Annotated in this window: 21 protein-coding genes and 1 riboswitch; of the genes, 5 read left to right on the top strand and 16 right to left on the bottom strand. The window is 34.6% G+C overall.

Annotated features, from left to right (window positions below; all coding sequences use genetic code 11):
• On the top strand, nt 1–1,093 hold a 1,093-nt coding region (locus J6569_RS07410), incomplete at its 5' end, for a hypothetical protein (protein WP_296318153.1).
• A gap of 326 nt (nt 1,094–1,419) precedes the next feature.
• On the opposite strand, the gene J6569_RS07415 is transcribed toward J6569_RS07410, so the two are convergent.
• From J6569_RS07415 to J6569_RS07425, 3 genes are all read right to left on the bottom strand, one after another.
• Nucleotides 1,420–2,451 (bottom strand): AI-2E family transporter, encoded by a 1,032-nt coding sequence (locus J6569_RS07415; protein ID WP_065589472.1) that lies wholly within the window; start codon nt 2,449–2,451, stop codon nt 1,420–1,422.
• Nucleotides 2,452–2,731: 280 nt separating this feature from the next.
• Nucleotides 2,732–3,670, bottom strand: coding sequence for a hypothetical protein (locus tag J6569_RS07420; RefSeq protein ID WP_296318154.1), 939 nt, complete (start codon nt 3,668–3,670; stop codon nt 2,732–2,734).
• Nucleotides 3,671–4,016: 346 nt separating this feature from the next.
• A complete protein-coding gene (locus tag J6569_RS07425; protein WP_174798628.1) occupies nt 4,017–4,952 on the bottom strand; it encodes a hypothetical protein in 936 nt (311 codons plus the stop codon).
• A gap of 122 nt (nt 4,953–5,074) precedes the next feature.
• On the opposite strand from J6569_RS07425, the gene J6569_RS07430 reads away from it, so the two are divergent.
• Complete coding sequence (locus J6569_RS07430) at nt 5,075–5,275, top strand: heavy-metal-associated domain-containing protein (RefSeq protein ID WP_034912296.1); 201 nt, start codon at nt 5,075–5,077, stop codon at nt 5,273–5,275.
• Between the two features lie 179 nt (nt 5,276–5,454).
• Nucleotides 5,455–5,913, top strand: a complete 459-nt coding sequence (locus J6569_RS07435) for an STY0301 family protein (protein ID WP_296318155.1) — start codon at nt 5,455–5,457, stop codon at nt 5,911–5,913.
• A 66-nt stretch (nt 5,914–5,979) separates the two neighbouring features.
• Here J6569_RS07435 and thiD read toward each other — a convergent pair whose 3' ends face one another.
• The 13 genes from thiD to J6569_RS07500 form a co-directional block, all read right to left on the bottom strand.
• Nucleotides 5,980–6,774, bottom strand: coding sequence for a bifunctional hydroxymethylpyrimidine kinase/phosphomethylpyrimidine kinase (gene thiD / locus J6569_RS07440; RefSeq protein WP_296318156.1), 795 nt, complete (start codon nt 6,772–6,774; stop codon nt 5,980–5,982).
• A gap of 11 nt (nt 6,775–6,785) precedes the next feature.
• Entirely contained in the window at nt 6,786–7,427 is a 642-nt protein-coding gene (gene thiE / locus J6569_RS07445) for a thiamine phosphate synthase (RefSeq protein WP_296318157.1), read from the bottom strand.
• 12 nt (nt 7,428–7,439) lie between these two features.
• Nucleotides 7,440–8,225 carry a hydroxyethylthiazole kinase gene (thiM, locus tag J6569_RS07450; RefSeq protein ID WP_174798625.1) on the bottom strand — a complete coding sequence of 262 codons (786 nt, stop codon included), beginning with the start codon at nt 8,223–8,225 and terminating at the stop codon, nt 7,440–7,442.
• Between the two features lie 63 nt (nt 8,226–8,288).
• A riboswitch (TPP riboswitch) is annotated at nt 8,289–8,390 on the bottom strand.
• 37 nt (nt 8,391–8,427) lie between these two features.
• Nucleotides 8,428–9,789 (bottom strand): Trk system potassium transporter TrkA, encoded by a 1,362-nt coding sequence (gene trkA, locus J6569_RS07455; protein ID WP_065589479.1) that lies wholly within the window; start codon nt 9,787–9,789, stop codon nt 8,428–8,430.
• A gap of 108 nt (nt 9,790–9,897) precedes the next feature.
• A complete protein-coding gene (trpS, locus tag J6569_RS07460) occupies nt 9,898–10,893 on the bottom strand; it encodes a tryptophan--tRNA ligase (RefSeq protein WP_174798624.1) in 996 nt (331 codons plus the stop codon).
• A 23-nt stretch (nt 10,894–10,916) separates the two neighbouring features.
• On the bottom strand, nt 10,917–11,612 hold the full coding sequence (locus tag J6569_RS07465; RefSeq protein ID WP_296318158.1) for a phosphoglycolate phosphatase: 696 nt from the start codon (nt 11,610–11,612) through the stop codon (nt 10,917–10,919).
• On the bottom strand, nt 11,605–12,282 hold the full coding sequence (gene rpe / locus J6569_RS07470; RefSeq protein ID WP_296318159.1) for a ribulose-phosphate 3-epimerase: 678 nt from the start codon (nt 12,280–12,282) through the stop codon (nt 11,605–11,607). The genes J6569_RS07465 and rpe overlap by 8 nt, the downstream gene beginning before the upstream one ends.
• Nucleotides 12,283–12,318: 36 nt before the next feature.
• Nucleotides 12,319–13,140: a Dam family site-specific DNA-(adenine-N6)-methyltransferase gene (locus J6569_RS07475; protein WP_065589483.1), complete on the bottom strand. Its 822-nt coding sequence runs from the start codon at nt 13,138–13,140 to the stop codon at nt 12,319–12,321.
• 48 nt (nt 13,141–13,188) lie between these two features.
• The gene (locus J6569_RS07480; RefSeq protein ID WP_085163994.1) at nt 13,189–14,010 is read right to left on the bottom strand and encodes an SPOR domain-containing protein; all 822 of its coding nucleotides are present in this window, start codon (nt 14,008–14,010) and stop codon (nt 13,189–13,191) included.
• A gap of 67 nt (nt 14,011–14,077) precedes the next feature.
• Nucleotides 14,078–14,599, bottom strand: a complete 522-nt coding sequence (gene aroK / locus J6569_RS07485; RefSeq protein WP_034912252.1) for a shikimate kinase AroK — start codon at nt 14,597–14,599, stop codon at nt 14,078–14,080.
• Between the two features lie 185 nt (nt 14,600–14,784).
• Entirely contained in the window at nt 14,785–15,747 is a 963-nt protein-coding gene (gene gutQ, locus J6569_RS07490) for an arabinose-5-phosphate isomerase GutQ (protein WP_065589485.1), read from the bottom strand.
• 158 nt (nt 15,748–15,905) lie between these two features.
• The gene (locus J6569_RS07495; RefSeq protein ID WP_065589486.1) at nt 15,906–16,529 is read right to left on the bottom strand and encodes a LysE family transporter; all 624 of its coding nucleotides are present in this window, start codon (nt 16,527–16,529) and stop codon (nt 15,906–15,908) included.
• A gap of 9 nt (nt 16,530–16,538) precedes the next feature.
• Nucleotides 16,539–17,981, bottom strand: a complete 1,443-nt coding sequence (locus J6569_RS07500; RefSeq protein WP_085163995.1) for an LTA synthase family protein — start codon at nt 17,979–17,981, stop codon at nt 16,539–16,541.
• Nucleotides 17,982–18,217: 236 nt separating this feature from the next.
• On the opposite strand from J6569_RS07500, the gene J6569_RS07505 reads away from it, so the two are divergent.
• A complete protein-coding gene (locus tag J6569_RS07505) occupies nt 18,218–18,871 on the top strand; it encodes a nitroreductase family protein (RefSeq protein ID WP_085163996.1) in 654 nt (217 codons plus the stop codon).
• A gap of 16 nt (nt 18,872–18,887) precedes the next feature.
• Entirely contained in the window at nt 18,888–20,084 is a 1,197-nt protein-coding gene (locus J6569_RS07510; protein WP_296302601.1) for an FTR1 family protein, read from the top strand.
• Nucleotides 20,085–20,181 lie beyond the last annotated feature (97 nt).

The raw sequence follows: 20,181 nt of genomic DNA on the forward strand, positions 1-20,181 counted from the left end.
AAATAATCCTATTCGACGCGTTCTTGCACGAAATTTATTTGTATCTTCCAAATTATCTCTCAACGTATTATCGAAATTGTTCCAAAAAAGCTCATTGGTGCTGGGGCTGTTATTATTGTCATCTTCATGGAATTTACAGGCATTAACTAGTAAAAGTGGTCGTGTAAATAATCATCGTAGTGATGCAATAATTTTATCTTCGACGGTGCTTATTGACTATGTAAGACCGAATCTAATGAAAGCTGACAGCCAGTTACCTGCAAGCCCAGTTGATATATGGAATCCTCATAAGGGCTTTTTAGTTCAATCAATTGATCCTGAATCATACAATCTAAATTTCCCGACCACAGGTGCACATAATTTATATTTTGATTTACTCATAACAGGAATAGATGTAAATGAATTGACATGGTTACCCGTCACACATGAGGGAATTACTGCAACAGTGACAAATGTTGTAGCTAATGATAGGTGGATTCCTGATGAAGACAAGGGAAAAGTTTTTCCCCGTGTTAAGCTAACAGGTCCAGTGGCAGGAAATCAATGGGATAATCCGAATCCTAGCCGAATTACTGTACCAAAGTTACCGCAGAAGTTTGAGTTAGTGGGTAAAGATAGTGATGGTAATGAGGTAGTAAGATATGGGTTTGAGTTGAGGCAGTGGTTCGTCAATCGAGGAGATAGAAGAGATACCGCTTCTAACCAAACTACATGGTGTAGCAGTTTGGGTTATCGTATGCCACAGATAAAAGATTTGACTAACGCTGTCTGTGTGGATCATAATCCTTATTCTTCTGATCCTTCCTATTCTAAGTGCAAAAATGCAGTAACTATTGATGCTAAGCTGTCGTCAGGTAATCGGTTTTATCAACGACGAATAGGAGCAGGATTTTTCACAGAGTGGGGAATGATAGACACATTCTTTATCCCCGATGCGGGTTTTGTAGGTTCTGCTTATTTGACCAGTTTCCCTTGTTCGGAGGAAAAAAATGGCTTCTTAGCAGTACACATGGGGGGGGGGGACCTAGGTATGTGTGGCAAGGATGACGACGTGGCAACCTTGCGTGATCATGTTATTTGCAGTACACCTTAGCTGTTTATCTCTCCATTTTTGAGTTGCAGAGGGGCTGAAGCAGACAACGTATGTGCGCTTTTGTTATTAAGCAGCGGTTATTAAATAACAAAAGCGCTTTTTTTAATCCAAAATCGGTGTAATAAAAAATAGTCAGTCTATAAATGTTTGATTTATTTAAAAACATTAAACATAAGCTTCAATAAAATTAATGGTTTATCTGAACAATTTTGGTGATTTTAAAGTTTTGACTATGTGGTAATAAATTAACTTATTTTTTACTATGAAAATCTATTTTATAACAATCAGATAACTATCAATTTATACAAATCTTAATTTGAATAGATTTAAATAATTCGTAATTCTTTTAGTGATAATTTTATAAACGCATAAAAAATAGGCGCAAAAATTAAACCAATGACACCAAAAAGAGTTTCTAAAAATAGCATCGCAATTAGTAATTCACAGATACCAGCATGGATTTTTGTGCCGACAATTTTAGCATTAAGTACATATTCCATTTTATGGATTAAAATTAAATAAACAATAATTATTATTGAAACAGAAAATGATACGGTAAATGCGACAAAAAAGATTATTGTATTGACAATCAGGTTTCCAATAATTGGAATTAGACCAAAAATAAATGTTGCTAGCACTAAACTTTTACTAAATGGCAAATGAATACCAAACACGGGCAGAATAATAAATAGTAAAATCGCCGTCATTACGGTATTAAATAATGCAATCACAACTTGAGAGATAGCTACATATTGGAAAACCACAACTAATCGGTTTAGGCTGGTTTTCAAGGCTTTAGTCAATGGTCTTTGTGTAATTTGATTATGATCAGCGTTGCGTTGATTTTCTTTATAACCCAGAATTAATCCAATGATCATACCTACAATTAATATAATTAAATCATGAAACACTTTTTTAATAATAGATTGTAGATAAAACACATGATCTTTAAGGTAAATCATTATAGTTGATTTAACTTCATCTAGATCATCAGGTAAATAATGGGTAATACTTGTTGGTAGACTGCTGATTACATTGTTGACCAGTAATTTCAAATTTGTTAATGTTTCGGTTGGATGCTTGGCCATATCAACAAACCAAGCAAATAAATACCAAAAGCCACCAATAAAAATGCCAATAATTAAAGTGGTAAGTACCAATACCGAAATTAATTTTGACCTATGGCTAAAACGTAGCATTTTTTGTGATAAAAAATCATCTAATTTTTGTGTTAACGTATAGGTTAATAAGCCTGCAATTACTGCAGGCATTAAATGCACTTGCATTAAGATAATGAAACTAACCGAAAATAGCACAAGGCAAAACAGCCCTAATTTTTGATTGTTATTAAGTAACATTATTGATTTATTTCCTTTAATAATTAATGCGATATATTAAAACTATGAGTATATGAAGTAAAAATAGATGAAATTATAACAGATGGTTAGTTATTCATCCGCTTATTATTACTAGCTAAACAAAGTCAGTTTTAACAAATATTTTTTATAGTGATAAAAATATGGGAATGCAGTCTGTCATATAAACGCTAAGGTATAAAACTATTTAAAATAATCTTATACCTTTAAAGTGAGGTTGTTTAACAACCTCTTTTATATTTTGGAAATGACTAAGGCAATGCTATTTAATTACATAAAAATTAACATCGCGAGTACTTCGGAGGGCATCAACAAATTGCCTTAATTCTTTACGGTAACTTTGCTCAGGATCGTTTTCTTTTGTGCATTTGTCTACAGAAGAATAGCTTTTCGCCATTGCATCATTTGAGGCTAAATTATTGTATGGTTTTGTAAAATCACTACCTTTTAATGTCATAAGATGATTCCAATCATTTAACAGGCCTTCCATATATTGGCGACCTTCTTCGCATTTTATGTTATTTAAGTCAATCTTAGGAATAACATATTGGCTTATCTCGCTGAACTTTTTAGGCTGGTAAGGAAAACTAATGTCTTCTTGTTCATCTTCTTTTATAAGCTCAATAAAGTCGCTTTCACGATATAATTTTCTAAAACGTTCTTGATAAGATTGGTTTTTCTTTAATCTTAGGTCTTGGGTTATTTCTTCTGGGAAAGCCTGATCATAAGAATAATTCCAATGATAATCACTCCTTTCAATCAATATATCATTAATTAATTTTGCTGGCATTTCTATTTCTTGCTCTTTACCATCAATAATGGCTGGGATTTTATTGATTTCTCTGTTTTGTTTTAAGATCTTTTCGTATTCCTCATCACTAATTTCAGAGGTTGAATAGATGACTGTATATAAATAATAGTTGCTTTGAGTTGGGTTAATAAAACCTGATTCTCCAAATTGAGCCGGTTTTACGACAAAATTGAAGTCGTCATTATTATACGATAAGGTATGTTTGCCGTATTCAAATGTATAATTAACACCTGATTTGGCAGGGATAGTTAGTTCTTTACCATCGATAGTGACTTTTATTTCGTTAGCAGTAGGATTGTCAATCCAACGGTCGATAGAGCTAGGTTCAGAACAGCCAACAAGTGTTAGGCCAAAAGCTAGTAGTAAACTGTATTTTATTTTCTTCATCATAAAATTTATTATAAATATTAAGAAAAGACTATGATGCTATCATATTATGAATAAATTTGTAGTGGTTTTAAGTTTTTATATGAATTTTTTTTACTATTAACCAAGCTGGCTAAGTGTAGGTTGTCAGGAAATTTGCTTTAATTCCCTAAATTTGATGTGGTGATTGTAGCTATTTTGATCACTAAAAGCCCAAACGCCCGAAGCCACCGCATAAAATCCACGCTATTACTAGTAAAAAATTTGTTATTAAAGTTGTTGATTTTTTGTGGTTTTTATTTATAGGCTTTTTAATTAAAAACAAAAAAGGCTACTAAGTAGTCTCTATTTGTCAAAGTAACACTCAATACTATTTAATTACATAAAAGTTTGCATTGCGAGTATTTTGGATAGCATCAGTAAATTGTCTTAATGCTTTGCTATAAGTTTGCTCTGGATCGTTTTCTTTTGTACACAGGCTTTCTGTTTCGTAGTCTTTATCTATTGCATCTTCTGATACTAACTCATTGTATGGTTTTGTGAAATCACTACCTTTTAAGGTAAGAAGATGATTCCAATCATTTAAAAGACCTTCTAGATATTGGCGACCTTCTTTACACTTTATGCTATTTAAATCAATATCAGGAATAACATATTGTTCTATTTCGCTGAATTTTTTAGGACGATAATGGAAACTAACTTCTTTCCAATTAATATTTTCTTTTAAAAAATCAATAAAATCACTTTCACGATATATTTTTCTAAGTCGTTCGTAATGTGGTTGGCTTTTATCTGATTTTTGGGTGACTTTTTCAGGAAATGGCTCATCATAAGAATAATTCCAATAATTATCAATTTTTTCGATAAATACATCGTTGATTAATTTTAGGGGAAGCTCAACTTCCATTTCATCACCGTCAATAATGACTTCAATATTATTGAACTCTTTGTCTTTTTTTAGAATTTTTTCATATTCTCCTTCACCCAAATCAGATTCTGAATAAATGAGAGTGTGTATAAAATAGTTGCTTTGTGTTGGGTTAATAAAGCCTGATTCTGAAAAATATTGAGCTGGTTTTGCAACAAAATTGAAGTCTTCATTGTTATACGATAAGGTATGTTTGCCATATTTAAAGGTATAATTAATACCTGATTTTGCTGGAATGGTTAGCTCATTTCCATCAATAGTGACTTTGATTTCGTTATTGGTAGGGTTGTCAATCCAACGCTCAATAGAGCTAGGCTCAAAACAACCAACAAGTGTTAGGCTACAGGCTAGTAGTAAACTGTATTTTATTTTCTTCACTATAAAATTTATTATAAATATTAAAAAGGAATATGATGCTATCATATTGTAGGTAAATTTGTGGTAATTTTAGGTTTTTATATGAATTTTTTTTACTATTAACCCGTAAATAGTGAGGATGTATGAAATTAATCGTCGATAATATGAGTTGTCAACACTGTGTTAAAGCAATAACAAAAGCAATTAATGATATTGATCCAAATGCAAAAGTGACCGTTGATTTAACCAAACACGAGGTTGATATCGAAAATAGTTCTATTTCGCAAGAAGCTGCGATTACTGCTGTTAATGAGGCTGGTTATGAGTTTGTTAGGATTGTGTAATAACTACATCTATATTTGACGGCACTAGGCTATTTTGAAGCATCTTTTCTATTTTAATTTGTTGAAATTTCAAATTAAAACAGAACTAATAAAACTTTGTTTAAGGTATTGGCATATTTTGGGGAATGCTAGAATGCTTTTATCTGTTTATTAATAGGCTATTGTTATAAGGATATATTATGAAAGGTAAAATATTGAGTGTTACTGTGGCTATTATGGCTTGGTGTGGTGCAGTTTTTTTTGTTAATGCTTATCAGATTGATTGTCCACAAAAATTTAATATTAAAGAAGAAGTTGTAAATATGCCTGATGGGTGGGAAGTTTCTAATGATATAAATAGTAAGGAGGCATCCTTTTTTAGTATGATTGTTTATCACGATAAGCCTTCTAGAATGGCGGCTTTAAAACCAGCAAAAGGAACGGTTGACGGTAAGAAACATGAGTTAATATGGGAAGTTAATTATAAGACAGATGTTGAACCTTATTATGTTAGTTGTTCTTATAATGGAACTAGAGTTGAGTTGATAAAACAAATTGATTTATCAATGAAAAGTTGTTGGGCTGATTATTTTGAAGACGAGCAAGGAAAGCGAGGAACGCTCAGTTGTAGTACGAGTGAAGCAAAAGATCTGCATTAGTTGCGTATGGGATTTGTTGTTATATGCAATAGTTAGTAACGTAAATCCCATTAATATTTTGAACAATTACCACCAGCGGTAAAAATGATGCGTTGGTCCAATTCCTTTCCCTATATTTAAATCATCGGCATGGCTAATTGCGCCTTGTAGATAATTTTTTGCTTGGGCGATTGCTTCTTCTAAATTATTTTTAGGTAATAATGCTGCAATAGCTGCTGATAATGTGCACCCCGTTCCGTGAGTATTTTTAGTTTGGATGCGTGGAAAGGTCATTCTTATTATATTATTGTGTGTGATCAAATAATCAGGGCTTTCTTTGCTTGGTAAGTGTCCACCTTTCATTAATACCGCTTTACAGCCTAACTTGAGTAATTCATGCCCTTGTTTTTGCATTTCATCTTCGGTTTTAGCTTCATCACAATCGAGTAGCGCTGCTGCTTCTGGTAGATTGGGAGTAATAATTGTGGCTAAGGGTAATAAAAGCTCACGAATAGCTGTTACGGCATCAGACTTTAAAAGGGGATGTCCACCTTTAGCAACCATTACAGTATCTAACACGATAGTAGGAATAGGGTTTGTTTTAAGTAGGTGGTGAATGGTTGTGACTATTTCTTTATTCATTAGCATACCCATTTTTACGCTATCAATTTGAATATCTTGATAAAGTGTATTAAATTGGGCTTCAATAAATTCGGGCGATATAGCTAATACCGCATCAACCCCTTGGGTGCTTTGTGCTGTTAGGGCGGTGATAACTGACATACCATACGCACCAAGTGCAGAAAAGGTTTTTAAATCGGCTTGAATACCTGCACCACCGCTAGGATCAGATCCTGCAATGGTTAATGCAATTGTTGTCATGATCGTATTTCCTATTTAGCTTGTTTGATTTTGTTGATAAGCGATAATGTTGCTTGTTGAATATCTTTTTTGCCACAAATAGCCGAAACTACAGCAACGCCGTCAATGCCCGTTTGAATAATGCTAGTTACATTGCTTTCATCAATACCACCAATGGCAACAGCTGGGCACTGTTTTAGTTTGACTAATTCAGTTAATTGTTCAGTTCCTATTGCTACCGTTGCATTTTTTTTGGTTGTGGTTGGAAAGATAGGGCCTATGCCAATATAATTAACCTGCTGCCAAGGAACTGCTTCAAGTTGTTGTTGGTTAGTTACCGAAAGGCCTAACCATTTATCTTTGCCGATAAGTTGTCGAGCTACATCAACAGGCAAATCACTTTGCCCAATATGGACACCATCGGCATCAACCGCTAAAGCAATATCTACATGGTCATTTATAAATAGTGGTACAGGCGTGCCTTTTAGTGTTTCTTTTAATGCTAATGCGGCGTAATACCAATCTTTACCGCTAAACTCACGTTCAGATCTTAACTGTATTGCAGTCACACCATTTGAAACAGCAATCTTTGTGGTGTTTACCATGCCATTAATGCCACCGCATAATAATGGATCAAGGACTAAATAGAGGGTTAAATCCAGTCGTTTTTTCATCTGATTTTCTTATTAAAGCGATGGGTTAAATGTTGAGAGTTGATCTAATAGTGATATCGAGAAAGTTCCTAATCCTTGTTGTTTATTAGCTAGCTCACCAGCTTTTTTCATCATAAAACATGCACAGGCAGTGGCTGATAATGGGTCAGGCGAATTAGCTATGAAAGCCGCTACCATTGCAGATAATGAACATCCTGTACCTGTTACTTTTGTTAAAGCAATATCACCTCCAGTTATACTATATGTGCTGTTTCCGTTAGTTATGTAGTCAACATCGCCCGTCATTGCGACAATAGTTTGATATTTTTGCGCAAGCTCTTGGGCAGCGTTTAAAGCTGATTGAGTTGTGTCTTGACCGTCGGGGCCTTTTGAGAAAGATTTTTGACCATTTAGTGCTAATATTTCTGAAGCATTACCTCGTATTACTGCGGGATTAAATGATAATAATTGATGTGCAATTTCAGTTCGATAATTAAGTGCTGCTCCTACAGCAACAGGATCGAGTACCCATGGGGTTTGTGTCTGCTGTGCCTTGGCGGCCGCTAATAGCATACTTTGGGCTGTGTTGCTGTGAATAGTGCCAATATTAATCAGTAAGCTATCGGCAATATTGACAAATTCAGCAACTTCTTGTTCTGCAATCACCATTGCTGGAGATGCACCAATAGCAAGTAGTACATTGGCGGTAAAGTTTTGTACTACATCATTAGTAATGCAATGCACTAGTGGGCGGTGTTGTTTTATATGATTGATAAAAGGAGCGGTTTGGGTAATTTGGAATGATTTGGCTACTGACATATTTCTTCCTTTCTTACTGATTTATTAATTTATAAATGTCGGGAAGAATTTGCCAATTTAAGGCTTTTATGGCTTAGACTTCCCTACGCTGGTATAATCCAGATCAGGTTCAACGGGTGAAATCTCAGTTTTTTGTTTAGACAAAAAACACCCCGAGTCAAAATGATTTTTTATTATGAACTGATTATCTGTTTTTAACAAGCTATTGTAATAATCTTTCAATATCAGTAATTGCTTTTCTATCTGGTAAGAAGATGATTAGATGATCATTGTCTTCAATGGTTAAATCAGTATTAACGATAATAACATCTTCTCCACGCACTACAGCTCCAATGGTTGCACCCGATGGGAGTTTTAGGCCATTAATATTTTTGCCAACCAGTCTTGATGTTTCACCATTACCATTGGCAATAATTTCGACAATTTCGGATTCTCCTTGTCTTAATGAAACAACTTTAACAACCCCAGTTTGTCTAACATGGCTTAATAGCTCAGATATTGTGGCGTGTTGTGGGGAAATCGCAATATCAATCACACTATCATTAATTAGTTCAAGGTAGGCTTGGCGTTGAATTAATACAATTACTTTTTTCGCTCCCATTCTTTTGGCTAACATAGAGGACATGATGTTGGATTCATCATCACTGGTAACAGCGATAAATAGATCAGTAAGTTCAACTTGTTCTTGTGAGAGCAATTCTTGATCCGATGATTCCCCATGTAATACTGTTGTATTAACAAGTTGCTCGGCAATTAATTCGGCTCGTTCGGCATTTCGCTCAATTAATTTGACTTGATAATTATTTTCTAAACGTTTTGCTAGAGCGACAGCGACACCACCACCGCCACTGATAATTATTCGTTTATATGGTTTTTCTAACCTTTGTAACTCACTGGTCACCGCTTTGATATTAACGGGGGGAGTTATAAAGTAGACCATATCGCCCGCTTCTATAAGTGTTGAACCAAGCGGTCGGATAAAACGGTTTTTACGGTAAATAGCTACTACTCGAGCTTCAACATGTGGTAAATGTTCTTTGAGTTCTGATAATTCACTACCTACTAAAGCACCGCCATAATAAGCGGTAACGGCAACCAAACAGACACGATTGTCGTAAAAAGATGCAAATTGTAACGAACCAGGATATTGTACTAATTGACTAATATGGTTGGTGATAAGGTTTTCTGGAGCAATGATATGATTGATATTAATACAATCTTTATTGAAAAGAGGGTAGTTTTCGTTATTGTATTCAGGTGATCTAATGCGTGCAACTTTTTGTGGAATATTGAACATGACATGCCCAATTTGGCAGGCCATCATGTTGACTTCATCAGAGTTAGTTACAGCAACAAGCATATCAGCTGATTCAGCACCAGCACTTTCTAAAACTTGTGGGTATGATGATTTTCCGCAAATCACCTGTAAATCAAAACGTTCTTGTAGTGATTGTAATTTATCATAATTTTCATCAATCACCGTGACATCATTTTGTTTTTCAGTAACAAGATATTCAGCAAGCGCACTACCTGTTTGTCCTGCACCAAGAATAATAATCTTCATAACTAACCTGTATATTTAAATGGCTTTAAGTGTTACCCATTTTCCTTGTATATTAAAGCCATTGCATACTGTTTTATTTTTAGTAACAATCAGTTATTAATTTTTCAATTATACAAAACCGATTGCATCATAAACTTTTTTCAAAGTTGGTTCGGCTTTTGAGCGTGCTTTTTCTGCCCCTTCCTGCATTATTGAAATTAGATAACTTTCATCATCTCGATACTGATGATACTTCGCTTGAAGTGTAGTTAGCATATCAATGACTTGTGTTGCTACTTCGGTTTTAAGGTGGCCATACATTTTGCCTTCGAACTCTTTTTCAAGTTCGCTGATAGGCTTACCTGTCACGCCAGTTAAAATGTCAAGTAGGTTTGAAACACCAGCTTTATTTTTTAGATCGTAACGTACCACAGGTGGCTCATCTGAATCGGTCATTGCACGTTTTATTTTTTTCTCGATATCTTTTGGATTTTCGAGTAAACCAATTACGTTATTGCGATTTTCGTCTGATTTAGACATTTTTTTAGTGGGCTCTTGTAGTGACATGACGCGAGCACCCACTTTCGAAATAAAGGGCTCAGGAATAGTAAATATGTCACCGTAAAGCGCATTAAATCGCATAGCAATGTCGCGTGATAGTTCAAGATGTTGTTTTTGGTCGTCACCTACTGGTACTAAGTTTGCTTGATAGAGCAAAATATCCGCAGCCATCAGTACTGGGTAATCAAACAATCCCGCATTGATGTTTTCAGAATGACGAGATGATTTATCTTTAAATTGAGTCATACGGCTAAGTTCACCAAAGTAGGTGTAACAGTTTAATGCCCAGCCGAGTTCTGCATGCGCAGGCACTTGTGATTGTACAAAAATGGTACTTTTTTGCGGATCAATACCACAAGCTAAATATAGAGCGAGTGTGTCTAATGTGGCTTTACGTAATTTGTTCGGATCTTGGCGTACGGTAATTGCATGTTGATTGACGATACAATAAATGCAATCATATTCGCCTTGCAGAGCCACCCAATTTTTTAAAGCACCTAAGTAGTTGCCAAGTGTTAGTTCTCCTGATGGCTGAGCGCCACTAAATACAATCGGTTTGCTCATAATTTATTCCTAATCTATGCTAATTATTTTTTTGCCTTAGCTTTTGGCTGAGGTAATAATGTTAATATGTCTTTAAAATCGTCAAATAAGAAATCAGGGTTGCTAGTGGCAATCGATATGCCATAGTTATAACCATAGCTTAATGCAACAGTTGGGCAGTTAGCATTTTGGGCTGCAGTAATATCATTTTTTGAATCACCAACAAAAAGTAACTGATCACAGAATAATCCAAATTTAGCCATTACTTGGTATAAAGGGGCTGGGTGTGGTTTTAATTTGATCACATCCCCTCCACCAAGCACTAATGAAAAGTACTCTTTTATACCTAAAGAAGTCAGCAAAGCAGGCAAAAACTGTGCCGGTTTATTGGTTACTAATGCTAGTGGATAATTATTATCGTGAAGTACTTTTAAGGTCTCTTTAACATTGGGAAATAGTTTTGTTTCTGCATCGATGACTTTATCATAGTGTTGATTAAATAGATCTTTAGCTTTGGCAAATAGTTCTGTTGATGGATCGACTTCAATTGCTTTGAATACTCGTTCTAGCATAATATCAATACCATTGCCTACAAAGTTTTTGATTTTCTCGTTGCTGATTGTAGGTAGATTCAAGTCTGCTAACATATTTTGTGTTGCTAATGCTAGTCCTGGTACGCTGTCAACTAATGTACCATCTAAATCAAAAGCTACTGCTTGAATATTTTCTAGTTTATTCATGTTCAACTCCTGCTAATTCTTTACGCATGGCGTCAATAACTGTTTTATAATCGGGTTGGCTAAATATAGCTGAACCAGCAACAAACATATCGGCACCAGCTCTAGCTATTTCGGCAATATTGTCAATTTTTACACCGCCATCAATTTCTAAACGAATATTGCGTCCAGATTCAATAATGCGCTGTTTAGCTTGTTGTAATTTCTTAATTGTTGAAGGTATAAAAGATTGACCTCCAAAACCTGGGTTAACACTCATTAATAAAATAATATCAATTTTATCCATGACGTAATCTAAATAATCAAGCGGTGTAGTTGGATTAAATACAATACCAGCTGTGCAGCCATGATCTTTAATTAACTGTAATGAACGATCCAAATGGACAGTAGCTTCCGGATGAATAGATATATTGGTTGCCCCAGCTTTGGCAAATGAGGTAATTATCTCTTCAACAGGTGATACCATCAAATGCACATCAATGGGAGCCTTAATACCATAGTTTCGTAAAGCTTTACAAAACATTGCTCCCATTGTGAGATTAGGTACAAAATGGTTGTCCATGACATCAAAATGTATTACATCAGCTCCTGCATCTAGCACTTTTTGTGTATCTTCACCAAGGCGAGCGAAATCAGCTGATAATATTGATGGAGCAATAATGTATTCTTTCATAACTTACCTCTAATAACTCGCTTTATATTTAGCTATCTAAGACTTTTTGTATAATGCTAGAATCTCGTCAATTTTTTTTCTTCCTTTACCGGCACAGCTAATTGATCGTCTCATTTCTGTTCGATAAAGTTCGCTTGCATTATTATAAAGGTTCATTGTGTAATCAGTATAATGATTAGACACAAGCACGGGTATGTTTTTTTTATACGCCATAGTTTCAGCTAATTCTGACAAGTTTTTGTGCTCTTCAAATCCAAATATATTTGAGTAATAAGCCGTAAATCCAGCTGATTCATTTGGGGGTATATAGGGGGGATCACAATAAATTACTGAATTTTTTGCCGCTTTCTTCATTACTTCGTGGTAAGGTGCGCAAAAAAATTGTGCTCTTTGAGCTTTTTCTGCAAAAAAGTAAAGTTCTTTTTCAGGAAAATAAATTGTCTTATAGCGTCCAAATGGTACGTTAAATAGTCCATTGTTGTTATAACGACATAAGCCGTTATAACAATGTCGATTTAAATAGACAAATAAAAGCGATCTGATGTACTGATCTTTACTTCCATTAAATACATCACGCAGTTGATAAAACGCATCTGGGTGATTGTTTTGAGCAACAAATAGTAATCTAAGGTCACGGATAAATTGATCTGGACTTGATTTTAATAATGTAAATAATGAAATTAAGTCATGGTTGATATCCGCTAAGATATAACTTTTATAGTTAGTATTTAAAAAAACAGAACCAGCTCCAACAAAAGGTTCTATTAGCTGATCGCCCTCTGGTAGATACCGTTTAATTGTGTCCACAAGCTCATATTTTCCTCCAGCCCATTTTAAAAAGGCTCGTTGCTTCTTCAACGGATACTCCTATTTGTCGTTGATCGGATAAATAAACGATATCCTTGGTTATTTTGCTACTTTTTCTTTATTAATCATTGCACCAGATTTAACCCATGGTTTGTCTTTCTGTAGTGCATTTGGCAAAGACTTGATTGCTTTATGTGCCTCATCTACTGATGAATAGTTGCCTTTTATTAAAATAAACATTGAACCAGATTTATGTTTGGTTTCATAAATATGGTAATCTGTTATATCGTTTTGTTTTACAAATTTTTTTAGACCTTCAAGTGATTTAGAGGCACTAAGCTGAACGACATAATGATCATTTTTTATCTTAATATTTTTCCCTAAATCATTATTTTCAGTTTTACGATTAACAGAGTTAGATGTGTTTTTTTTCGTATTATTTTTATTTGATTTAACCCTACCATTAGATGTTGCCGCAGAATGATGATTTGCTTTAGAATCTCCATTTGAGTCATTTATTGATAGGTTTAAGCCATTACTTGTATCTGAAAAGGATTCAAGTTGCTGTTGTTGTGTATTAAATTTATTTAATGTACTGTTTGATGTATCTGTCACCAGTTCATTACTTTTAGGTTGATTTCCACCAATTCCAACACTATTTTGTTCATCAGTGATTGTATTATTGTTTTCTTCTGTTGAAGCCACTCCATTAACCACAGGTGGTGTTAATGGTGTTCCTTCTTTTTTACGAGAAGAATTAAAAATAATCAAACCAAGCAATAAAAGAATAATAATTGCTGAACCAAAAATAATTAATTTTTTCTTTGGAAGATCTTGAAGAAAACTAAGTAATCTGAATGAATGCGCAGAATCCTTATTGGGTTGTTCTGATATATAACGGTCATCTTTATCTACACGCATACTTACTCCTTAACCTATCAAAAGATTTATTACTTAATGATTAGCTATTATTTCTAAAATACACGACTTAAATTTGCTCTATTTTATCAATAATATAATTAGCAACACCTTTGGCGCTTTGTTCATCGGTTTTAATTGTAATATCAGCAATCTCTTCGTAAAGTGGTTCGCGCTCTCCAGCTAGCTCTTCGTAAAGCTCACGTGGTGTGTTGCTTCCTTGTAGTAATGGGCGGCGTTTATCTTTTTGTGTTCTTGCCATCTGTTTTTCAATGGTTGTTTCAAGATAGACAACGATTCCTCGAGCGGATAATCTATTTCGTGTCTCTTTAGATAAGACTGAACCCCCACCAGTTGCAAGAACTACACCTTGTTTTTCAGTCAATTCGTTAATGACTTTTTCTTCTCTGGCTCGGAATCCCTCTTCTCCTTCTAGGTCAAAAATCCATGCAATATCGGCTCCAGTACGTTTTTCAATCTCTTGATCTGAGTCAAAAAAATCCATGCCTAACTGTTGTGCAATTTGTCGGCCTATAGTGCTTTTTCCTGCCCCCATTGGGCCAATTAGAAAGATATTTCGCTTTTCTGCCATTGTTGTTTCATCATCTGTTAATTTTGGTTAAAATATACAACACAATGTCAACTTGCTTTGATTTATATGATCATTCGCTTTATCATTGTGTAACTTTTCTTGGATCTCCGTCTAACGACAAAAATTTAGGTCGGTAATTATCTCAATAGATAGTACCTTTTGGCAATAGGTATTTACCAATACTTTTAGCTAATACCAGCTTGATGCAAATCATGGATGTTTAAAACCCCTACTAATTCATTGTTGTTATTAACAACCGGAGCGGCAGTAATATTATGATCAGTAAATAATTTTAGTGCTTCGACAGCCTTCCAACTTTCAGGAATGCGATGTCCCAAGCTGGTCATAACGTCCATAATGTTATCTTGTAATGTACCATTTTTTAATAATAAGCGACGTAAATCACCATCGGTAAATACACCAACTATTTTATTATTATCTTGGCAGATTGCAACTAGCCCTACTCCTGTACGGCTTAATTCTAGCATGGCATCAAATACGGTTGCAGTTTGTGGTATTTTAGGAATACGATCACCTGTTCGCATTACATCTTTGACATGATTGAGTAATTTAGCCCCTAAACTACCTGCAGGGTGGGAGCGTGCAAAATCTTCTTCTTTAAAGCCTCGTGCTCGCATTACTGCAATTGCTAGCGCATCCCCCATTAATAATGTATTAGTTGAACTAGAGGTTGGCGCAAGTCCCATAGGACAAGCTTCTTTTTCAATTGAAATATCAAGAATTGCTTGGGCTGATTTAGCAAGTGGTGAATCCAACCCTCCAGTGATAGCAATAACAGGCACCTGCATTTCTGTAAGAATAGGTAAAATTAAATTAAATTCCTTAGCTCGACCCGAGTATGAAATTAATATAGCTACGTCGTTTTGAGTTATCATTCCTAAGTCGCCATGCAGGGCTTCCGATGGATGCATAAAAAAAGCAGGACTTCCTGTACTAGCTAACGAAGCGGCAATCTTTTTCCCTATATGCCCTGATTTTCCAATACCCGAAACAACGACTTTACCTTTGGCGGTTAAAATAAGTTTGCATGCGTTAACAAAATCTTTGCCTAATCTATCTGGTAATTTTTTTGCTTCGTATATCTCCAATTCAAGAAGCTCTCGACCATATTGTAATAATTTATCCATTTAATTAGCCTATTGAATAAAACGTGTTATCAGTGCATTTATAATCGGAAATTAAGGACAAGGCGATTATAAAAGATGAACAGGTTTTAGTTTAACAATTAATGTTTAAATATTCAAAAAAGTATAGACTTAATATTTACTAATTACTTTTTAATAATCTAAAAACCTAGGGCAACTTTAATTCCTAGTGTAATTAAAATGCCTCCTAGTAATTTATCAATTATAAATTGAATTTTAAAGTAACGTCGTTGTACACTTTGCCTTTGAAAAATAAAGACGACAAAAGGCCACCAAAAAACACCTTCAATCCAAATAATAAACGCAACGATTAGCTTATCAAGTGTTGATGATTCTGCATTAAGCACTTGAGTAAAGGTAGCTAAAAAAAATAACGTTGCTTTAGGATTAAGTAAATTACATAAAAAACCTTGCATAAAGGCTGATTTTTCTGAAATTGGCTGCATGAGTTGTGGCTTACCAATATAGGTGGTATTTGGTTTTTGAGCGAGCAGTGCCTTTATGCCAAGCCATATTAAGTAAGTGGCACCCGCATAGCGTAAGGCGTTATAAAGAAGTGGAGTTGTGGTGATAAGTACTGCAATACCCGCAATACAATAGCTCATATGAACTAAGATGGCGATGATGACGCCTAGACAAGTGAGCAATGCTATCTTGCGGTTATAGCTTAAGCTATTTTTTAACACCAAAAAGAAATCAGGCCCAGGTGAGATCATACCTAAAAAGCTAATTGTAGAGACAAAAATTAATGTATCAAACGTCATTTTTCGTGCCTATTTAAATACTTGTGCTGAATTATTGAGCGTTGCAATATTAGATTTATTTTGTTCAATAAACTGTTTTTTATCAAAATTAGGTTCAGTTAAATAGTCAGTCAAAAATTTAGCGTTAGTTTTGACTTGGGCTCCATTTAAAATTAAACGAGGTAAGTCAATCTGATAAATAGTTTGATCAGTGTTTTTTTGTAGATCTTGCGTATGTGCATTTGTTAATAAATAAAGTTTGCGTTCTTTTTCTGAAAGACGATTGATTGTTGGTGTGCCTGCTCCCATCATTAAATGATCTGGAAAAATATAAAATACAGTATCTTCTAATACACCTTCTTCTTTTAGATGTTGGATAAAAATTCCCAAATTATGATCTAGTGAAGCAGCAACGAAAGACATATTATCTGATTTTGGTGAAATAACCGATTTCATTCTTTCATCATCAAAACCATTTGGTGCATGAGTTGAAACAGTTGAAATAAATAAAGCAAAAGGTTTTTTTGTTTTGCGCATTTCAGTAATTTGTTTTTGCGCTACATCAAAAATGTCTTTGTCATACAGCCCAAAAGGTGCTGGTGGATATTGGCCGACATAGTTTTTTTCAGAAATGACTTGCATACCAAACAGTTCTGCAGTGTGACCAATACCAGCAAAATCAGGGCTAGCCATTACATAACGGGTTTGATAACCCGCTTGATTAAGTATATCGCCTAGGCTAACTAGATTGGTTTTGTCTGCGCGCATTAGTGGTGATGTTGTGTAGCCACCAATTAGAAAGGGCATGCCGGTCATATAAGTGTACATCGATGCGGTAGTCCATGAGCTTCCTGGACTCATGGGCATATTAGCAAAAAAGGTATAATCTTGGCGAAGTTTTTGTAAATTAGGGGTAATATCCTCAAAATCGAAAAAGCCTTGTTCAAATGATTCTAAAGATAAAACAATAATATTTTTACCTTGATAGCTAACAAGCTGATCTTTATTGGTATAGTGAGTCATATTAAGTGATTGTAACGCCTGCTCAAATGGCTCACGAGGTGCGCTTGTAACTTGATAGATTTCGTATAAGCGACTGAATGGACCATTATTGTAACTGATGGATACTATTGCCACAAAGGCTAGTAACAGACGAAATACTAAATGACATTTACGTTTGCATAAATCTGCGAGTTTTGATAGCAAAAAAATAAGGGAAAAAAAGACAACGATAACTAAGACTGCTTGTAATTTAAAAATAAATAGCCCTTCGATTATGTCATTAATGTTTAAATTTACATAAAACTGATAATCAATAAAGCCACCACTAAAATAGATAGAAGTTAGCTCCATTACAATAAAGATCGTTAGTAAAGTTATGGTTAGCATTTGCCATTTTGTCTGTTTAAAGAGTGAGGCAAAAACAATTGTAATAATAAAAAGTGGCAAAACAATTAATGTCGATAATGGCATAAGATATTGTTACTCAATATATTCAAAAATCAATTTTGCCTAAGTATATACTTAATGGATAAAAAAATAAAAGTATCGGTTGATAATGTTTGATTTGTGGTTTTGAAATTCGAAATTGGGTATGTATTGTATGAATAATAATTATAGCACCATAGTACCTTAAATGATAATTGTTATTATTTGAGGTTGATAATTAATTCTATTCGCAATAAGATATTGATGAAATTATTGCGATAATGTCCGAGGTTGCTATGCCGTGGTTTATACGGAAAATAGTTGTTATTTTATTTGTATCTTTGTTTTCACACTCTTTTTGTTATGCCGATATTGCATTACCTACCCCTCAAACTAAAGATGGAATGAGTCTATTTGAAAGTCTAAAAAAACGATCTTCAACTCCTGGGGGGGGCTTTCCTACTGGTAAAATTTCTGATGACGAACTTTCGACAGTACTTTGGGCTGCAAGTGGTTTAAATCGTGGTAAAACAGGGTGGACGGTGCCGATGGTTAAGGGTAAATCTCCTTATGTGAGAATCTACCTCGCCAGTGAAAAGGGTACTTTTTTATATGAGTGGGAAGGTCATTATTTAAAAGAAATTAATAATAAAGATATTCGTGCTGATATTGGTTTGCAAAGTTTTACAAGGCGAGCAGCCTATTCATTGATTTTTGTGTCGGATGCTAGTGCATTAACCGATATAAATCCAGAACAAATCGCTAACTTTAATTACACGGCCGTTGGTGCAATGAGTCAAAACGCTTATTTAGTTGCGTCGGCACTAAAATTAAGCGCTCGTTATATTCACTCCATTAAACCAGAAGTTATTAGCCAAGAGCTACAATTACCAGAAGGCAGTAAACCACTAGGTATGCTTTTAATAGGAAAATAAAAGGTAAAGTTAAGATATGAAACGATTTTTAATACTTGCTTTGCTTCTTATTGGAAGTTTAATGGCTTTGGCCCCATCATCTTATGCTGCCGAAAAAAAATACGAAAGTTGGAATGCTATTGTTGACGAAATGGATACCATCTTAAATGACGCTTATGATATCTATTTTATGAAAGATGTTGAACGTGCTAAAGCTCGAGTTAATAATGCCTATTTTGGCTTTTATGAAAAGCATGGGGTTGAGCGTGCGGTTATGTCTTATATTTCGGGTAAACGAGGAACCGATACCGAATATCAATTTGCCAAAATTAAACGTTTAATGACCGATGGTGCGTCGAATAAAGTTGTTAGAAATGAAATTGATACTATTTTAAAAATGTTACATGAAGATGCTAACGAACTAGATGGTAAGCAAGAGAGCGGTTGGAGCATTCTGTTAGCTTCGTTTATTATCATTTTTAGGGAAGGGCTGGAAGCGATTTTAGTGATTGCGGCAATTTCAGCTTATTTGGTTCGTTCTGGACATCTTGCCATGGTAAAAGTAGTTTATATGAGCTCACTTGTAGCTATTTTTGCCAGTATTTTAGCGGCAATTGCTCTTCATACTGTGTTTGATATTAGCGGCGCAAATCAAGAAATTATTGAAGGAATTGCTATGCTCTTGGCAACAGTCGTACTATTTTTTATTAGTAATTGGATGTTTTCAAAGGCAGAAGCTGAGGCTTGGAAAAGCTATGTTGAAGAAAAGGTACAAACAGCAGTGTCATCTGGTAGTCGCTTTGCCTTAGGTTTTGCTGCCTTTTTAGCTGTTTTTCGTGAAGGTGCTGAAACGATCTTGTTTTACCAAGCAATGCTAATTGAAGCTAAAGAACACATGGATATGGTTTGGTATGGGCTAGCTATTGGAACGATAATTCTTGCGATTATTTTTGTCGTTATTCGTTTTGGTACCATGAAATTACCAATTCGCCCATTCTTTATTGGCACTAGTATTTTGATGTATATCATGGCAATAGCTTTTGCCGGTGGTGGAGTAAAAGAATTACAAGAGGCAGATATGATCCCAGTTACCTCTGTTGATTTTATACATTCTGTCGAAGTTTTAGGTATTTATCCAACAGTCGAGACATTAGTTCCACAAATAATTATGGTATTTATTGTAGTAGTTTCTGTCATATATTACAAAGCTAAACATAGTTGTAAAAAGCAATAATTATTAATATTGCTTATTTGCTTAAAATTGCATAAATGCGGATTGAAAAACTGAGTTGTGTTAATACCCAAAAAAACAAGTGTAATAAATTTTCAAA

The organism is Gilliamella sp. (genome assembly GCF_024104075.1).
GTDB classification, from domain to species: domain Bacteria; phylum Pseudomonadota; class Gammaproteobacteria; order Enterobacterales; family Orbaceae; genus Gilliamella; species Gilliamella bombi.

Coding starts and splice junctions, on each gene's coding strand:
- J6569_RS07465 (WP_296318158.1), bottom strand. CDS start 11,612: ATGAATAAACTAGAAAATATTCAAGCAGTAGCTTTTGATTTAGATGGT.
- J6569_RS07495 (WP_065589486.1), bottom strand. CDS start 16,529: ATGACGTTTGATACATTAATTTTTGTCTCTACAATTAGCTTTTTAGGT.
- rpe (WP_296318159.1), bottom strand. CDS start 12,282: ATGAAAGAATACATTATTGCTCCATCAATATTATCAGCTGATTTCGCT.
- J6569_RS07500 (WP_085163995.1), bottom strand. CDS start 17,981: ATGCCATTATCGACATTAATTGTTTTGCCACTTTTTATTATTACAATT.
- thiM (WP_174798625.1), bottom strand. CDS start 8,225: ATGTCAGTAGCCAAATCATTCCAAATTACCCAAACCGCTCCTTTTATC.
- J6569_RS07505 (WP_085163996.1), top strand. CDS start 18,218: ATGTCCGAGGTTGCTATGCCGTGGTTTATACGGAAAATAGTTGTTATT.
- J6569_RS07480 (WP_085163994.1), bottom strand. CDS start 14,010: ATGCGTGTAGATAAAGATGACCGTTATATATCAGAACAACCCAATAAG.
- thiE (WP_296318157.1), bottom strand. CDS start 7,427: ATGAAAAAACGACTGGATTTAACCCTCTATTTAGTCCTTGATCCATTA.
- J6569_RS07415 (WP_065589472.1), bottom strand. CDS start 2,451: ATGTTACTTAATAACAATCAAAAATTAGGGCTGTTTTGCCTTGTGCTA.
- J6569_RS07435 (WP_296318155.1), top strand. CDS start 5,455: ATGAAAGGTAAAATATTGAGTGTTACTGTGGCTATTATGGCTTGGTGT.
- trpS (WP_174798624.1), bottom strand. CDS start 10,893: ATGAGCAAACCGATTGTATTTAGTGGCGCTCAGCCATCAGGAGAACTA.
- trkA (WP_065589479.1), bottom strand. CDS start 9,789: ATGAAGATTATTATTCTTGGTGCAGGACAAACAGGTAGTGCGCTTGCT.
- J6569_RS07510 (WP_296302601.1), top strand. CDS start 18,888: ATGAAACGATTTTTAATACTTGCTTTGCTTCTTATTGGAAGTTTAATG.
- thiD (WP_296318156.1), bottom strand. CDS start 6,774: ATGACAACAATTGCATTAACCATTGCAGGATCTGATCCTAGCGGTGGT.
- gutQ (WP_065589485.1), bottom strand. CDS start 15,747: ATGGATAAATTATTACAATATGGTCGAGAGCTTCTTGAATTGGAGATA.
- aroK (WP_034912252.1), bottom strand. CDS start 14,599: ATGGCAGAAAAGCGAAATATCTTTCTAATTGGCCCAATGGGGGCAGGA.
- J6569_RS07420 (WP_296318154.1), bottom strand. CDS start 3,670: ATGATGAAGAAAATAAAATACAGTTTACTACTAGCTTTTGGCCTAACA.
- J6569_RS07430 (WP_034912296.1), top strand. CDS start 5,075: ATGAAATTAATCGTCGATAATATGAGTTGTCAACACTGTGTTAAAGCA.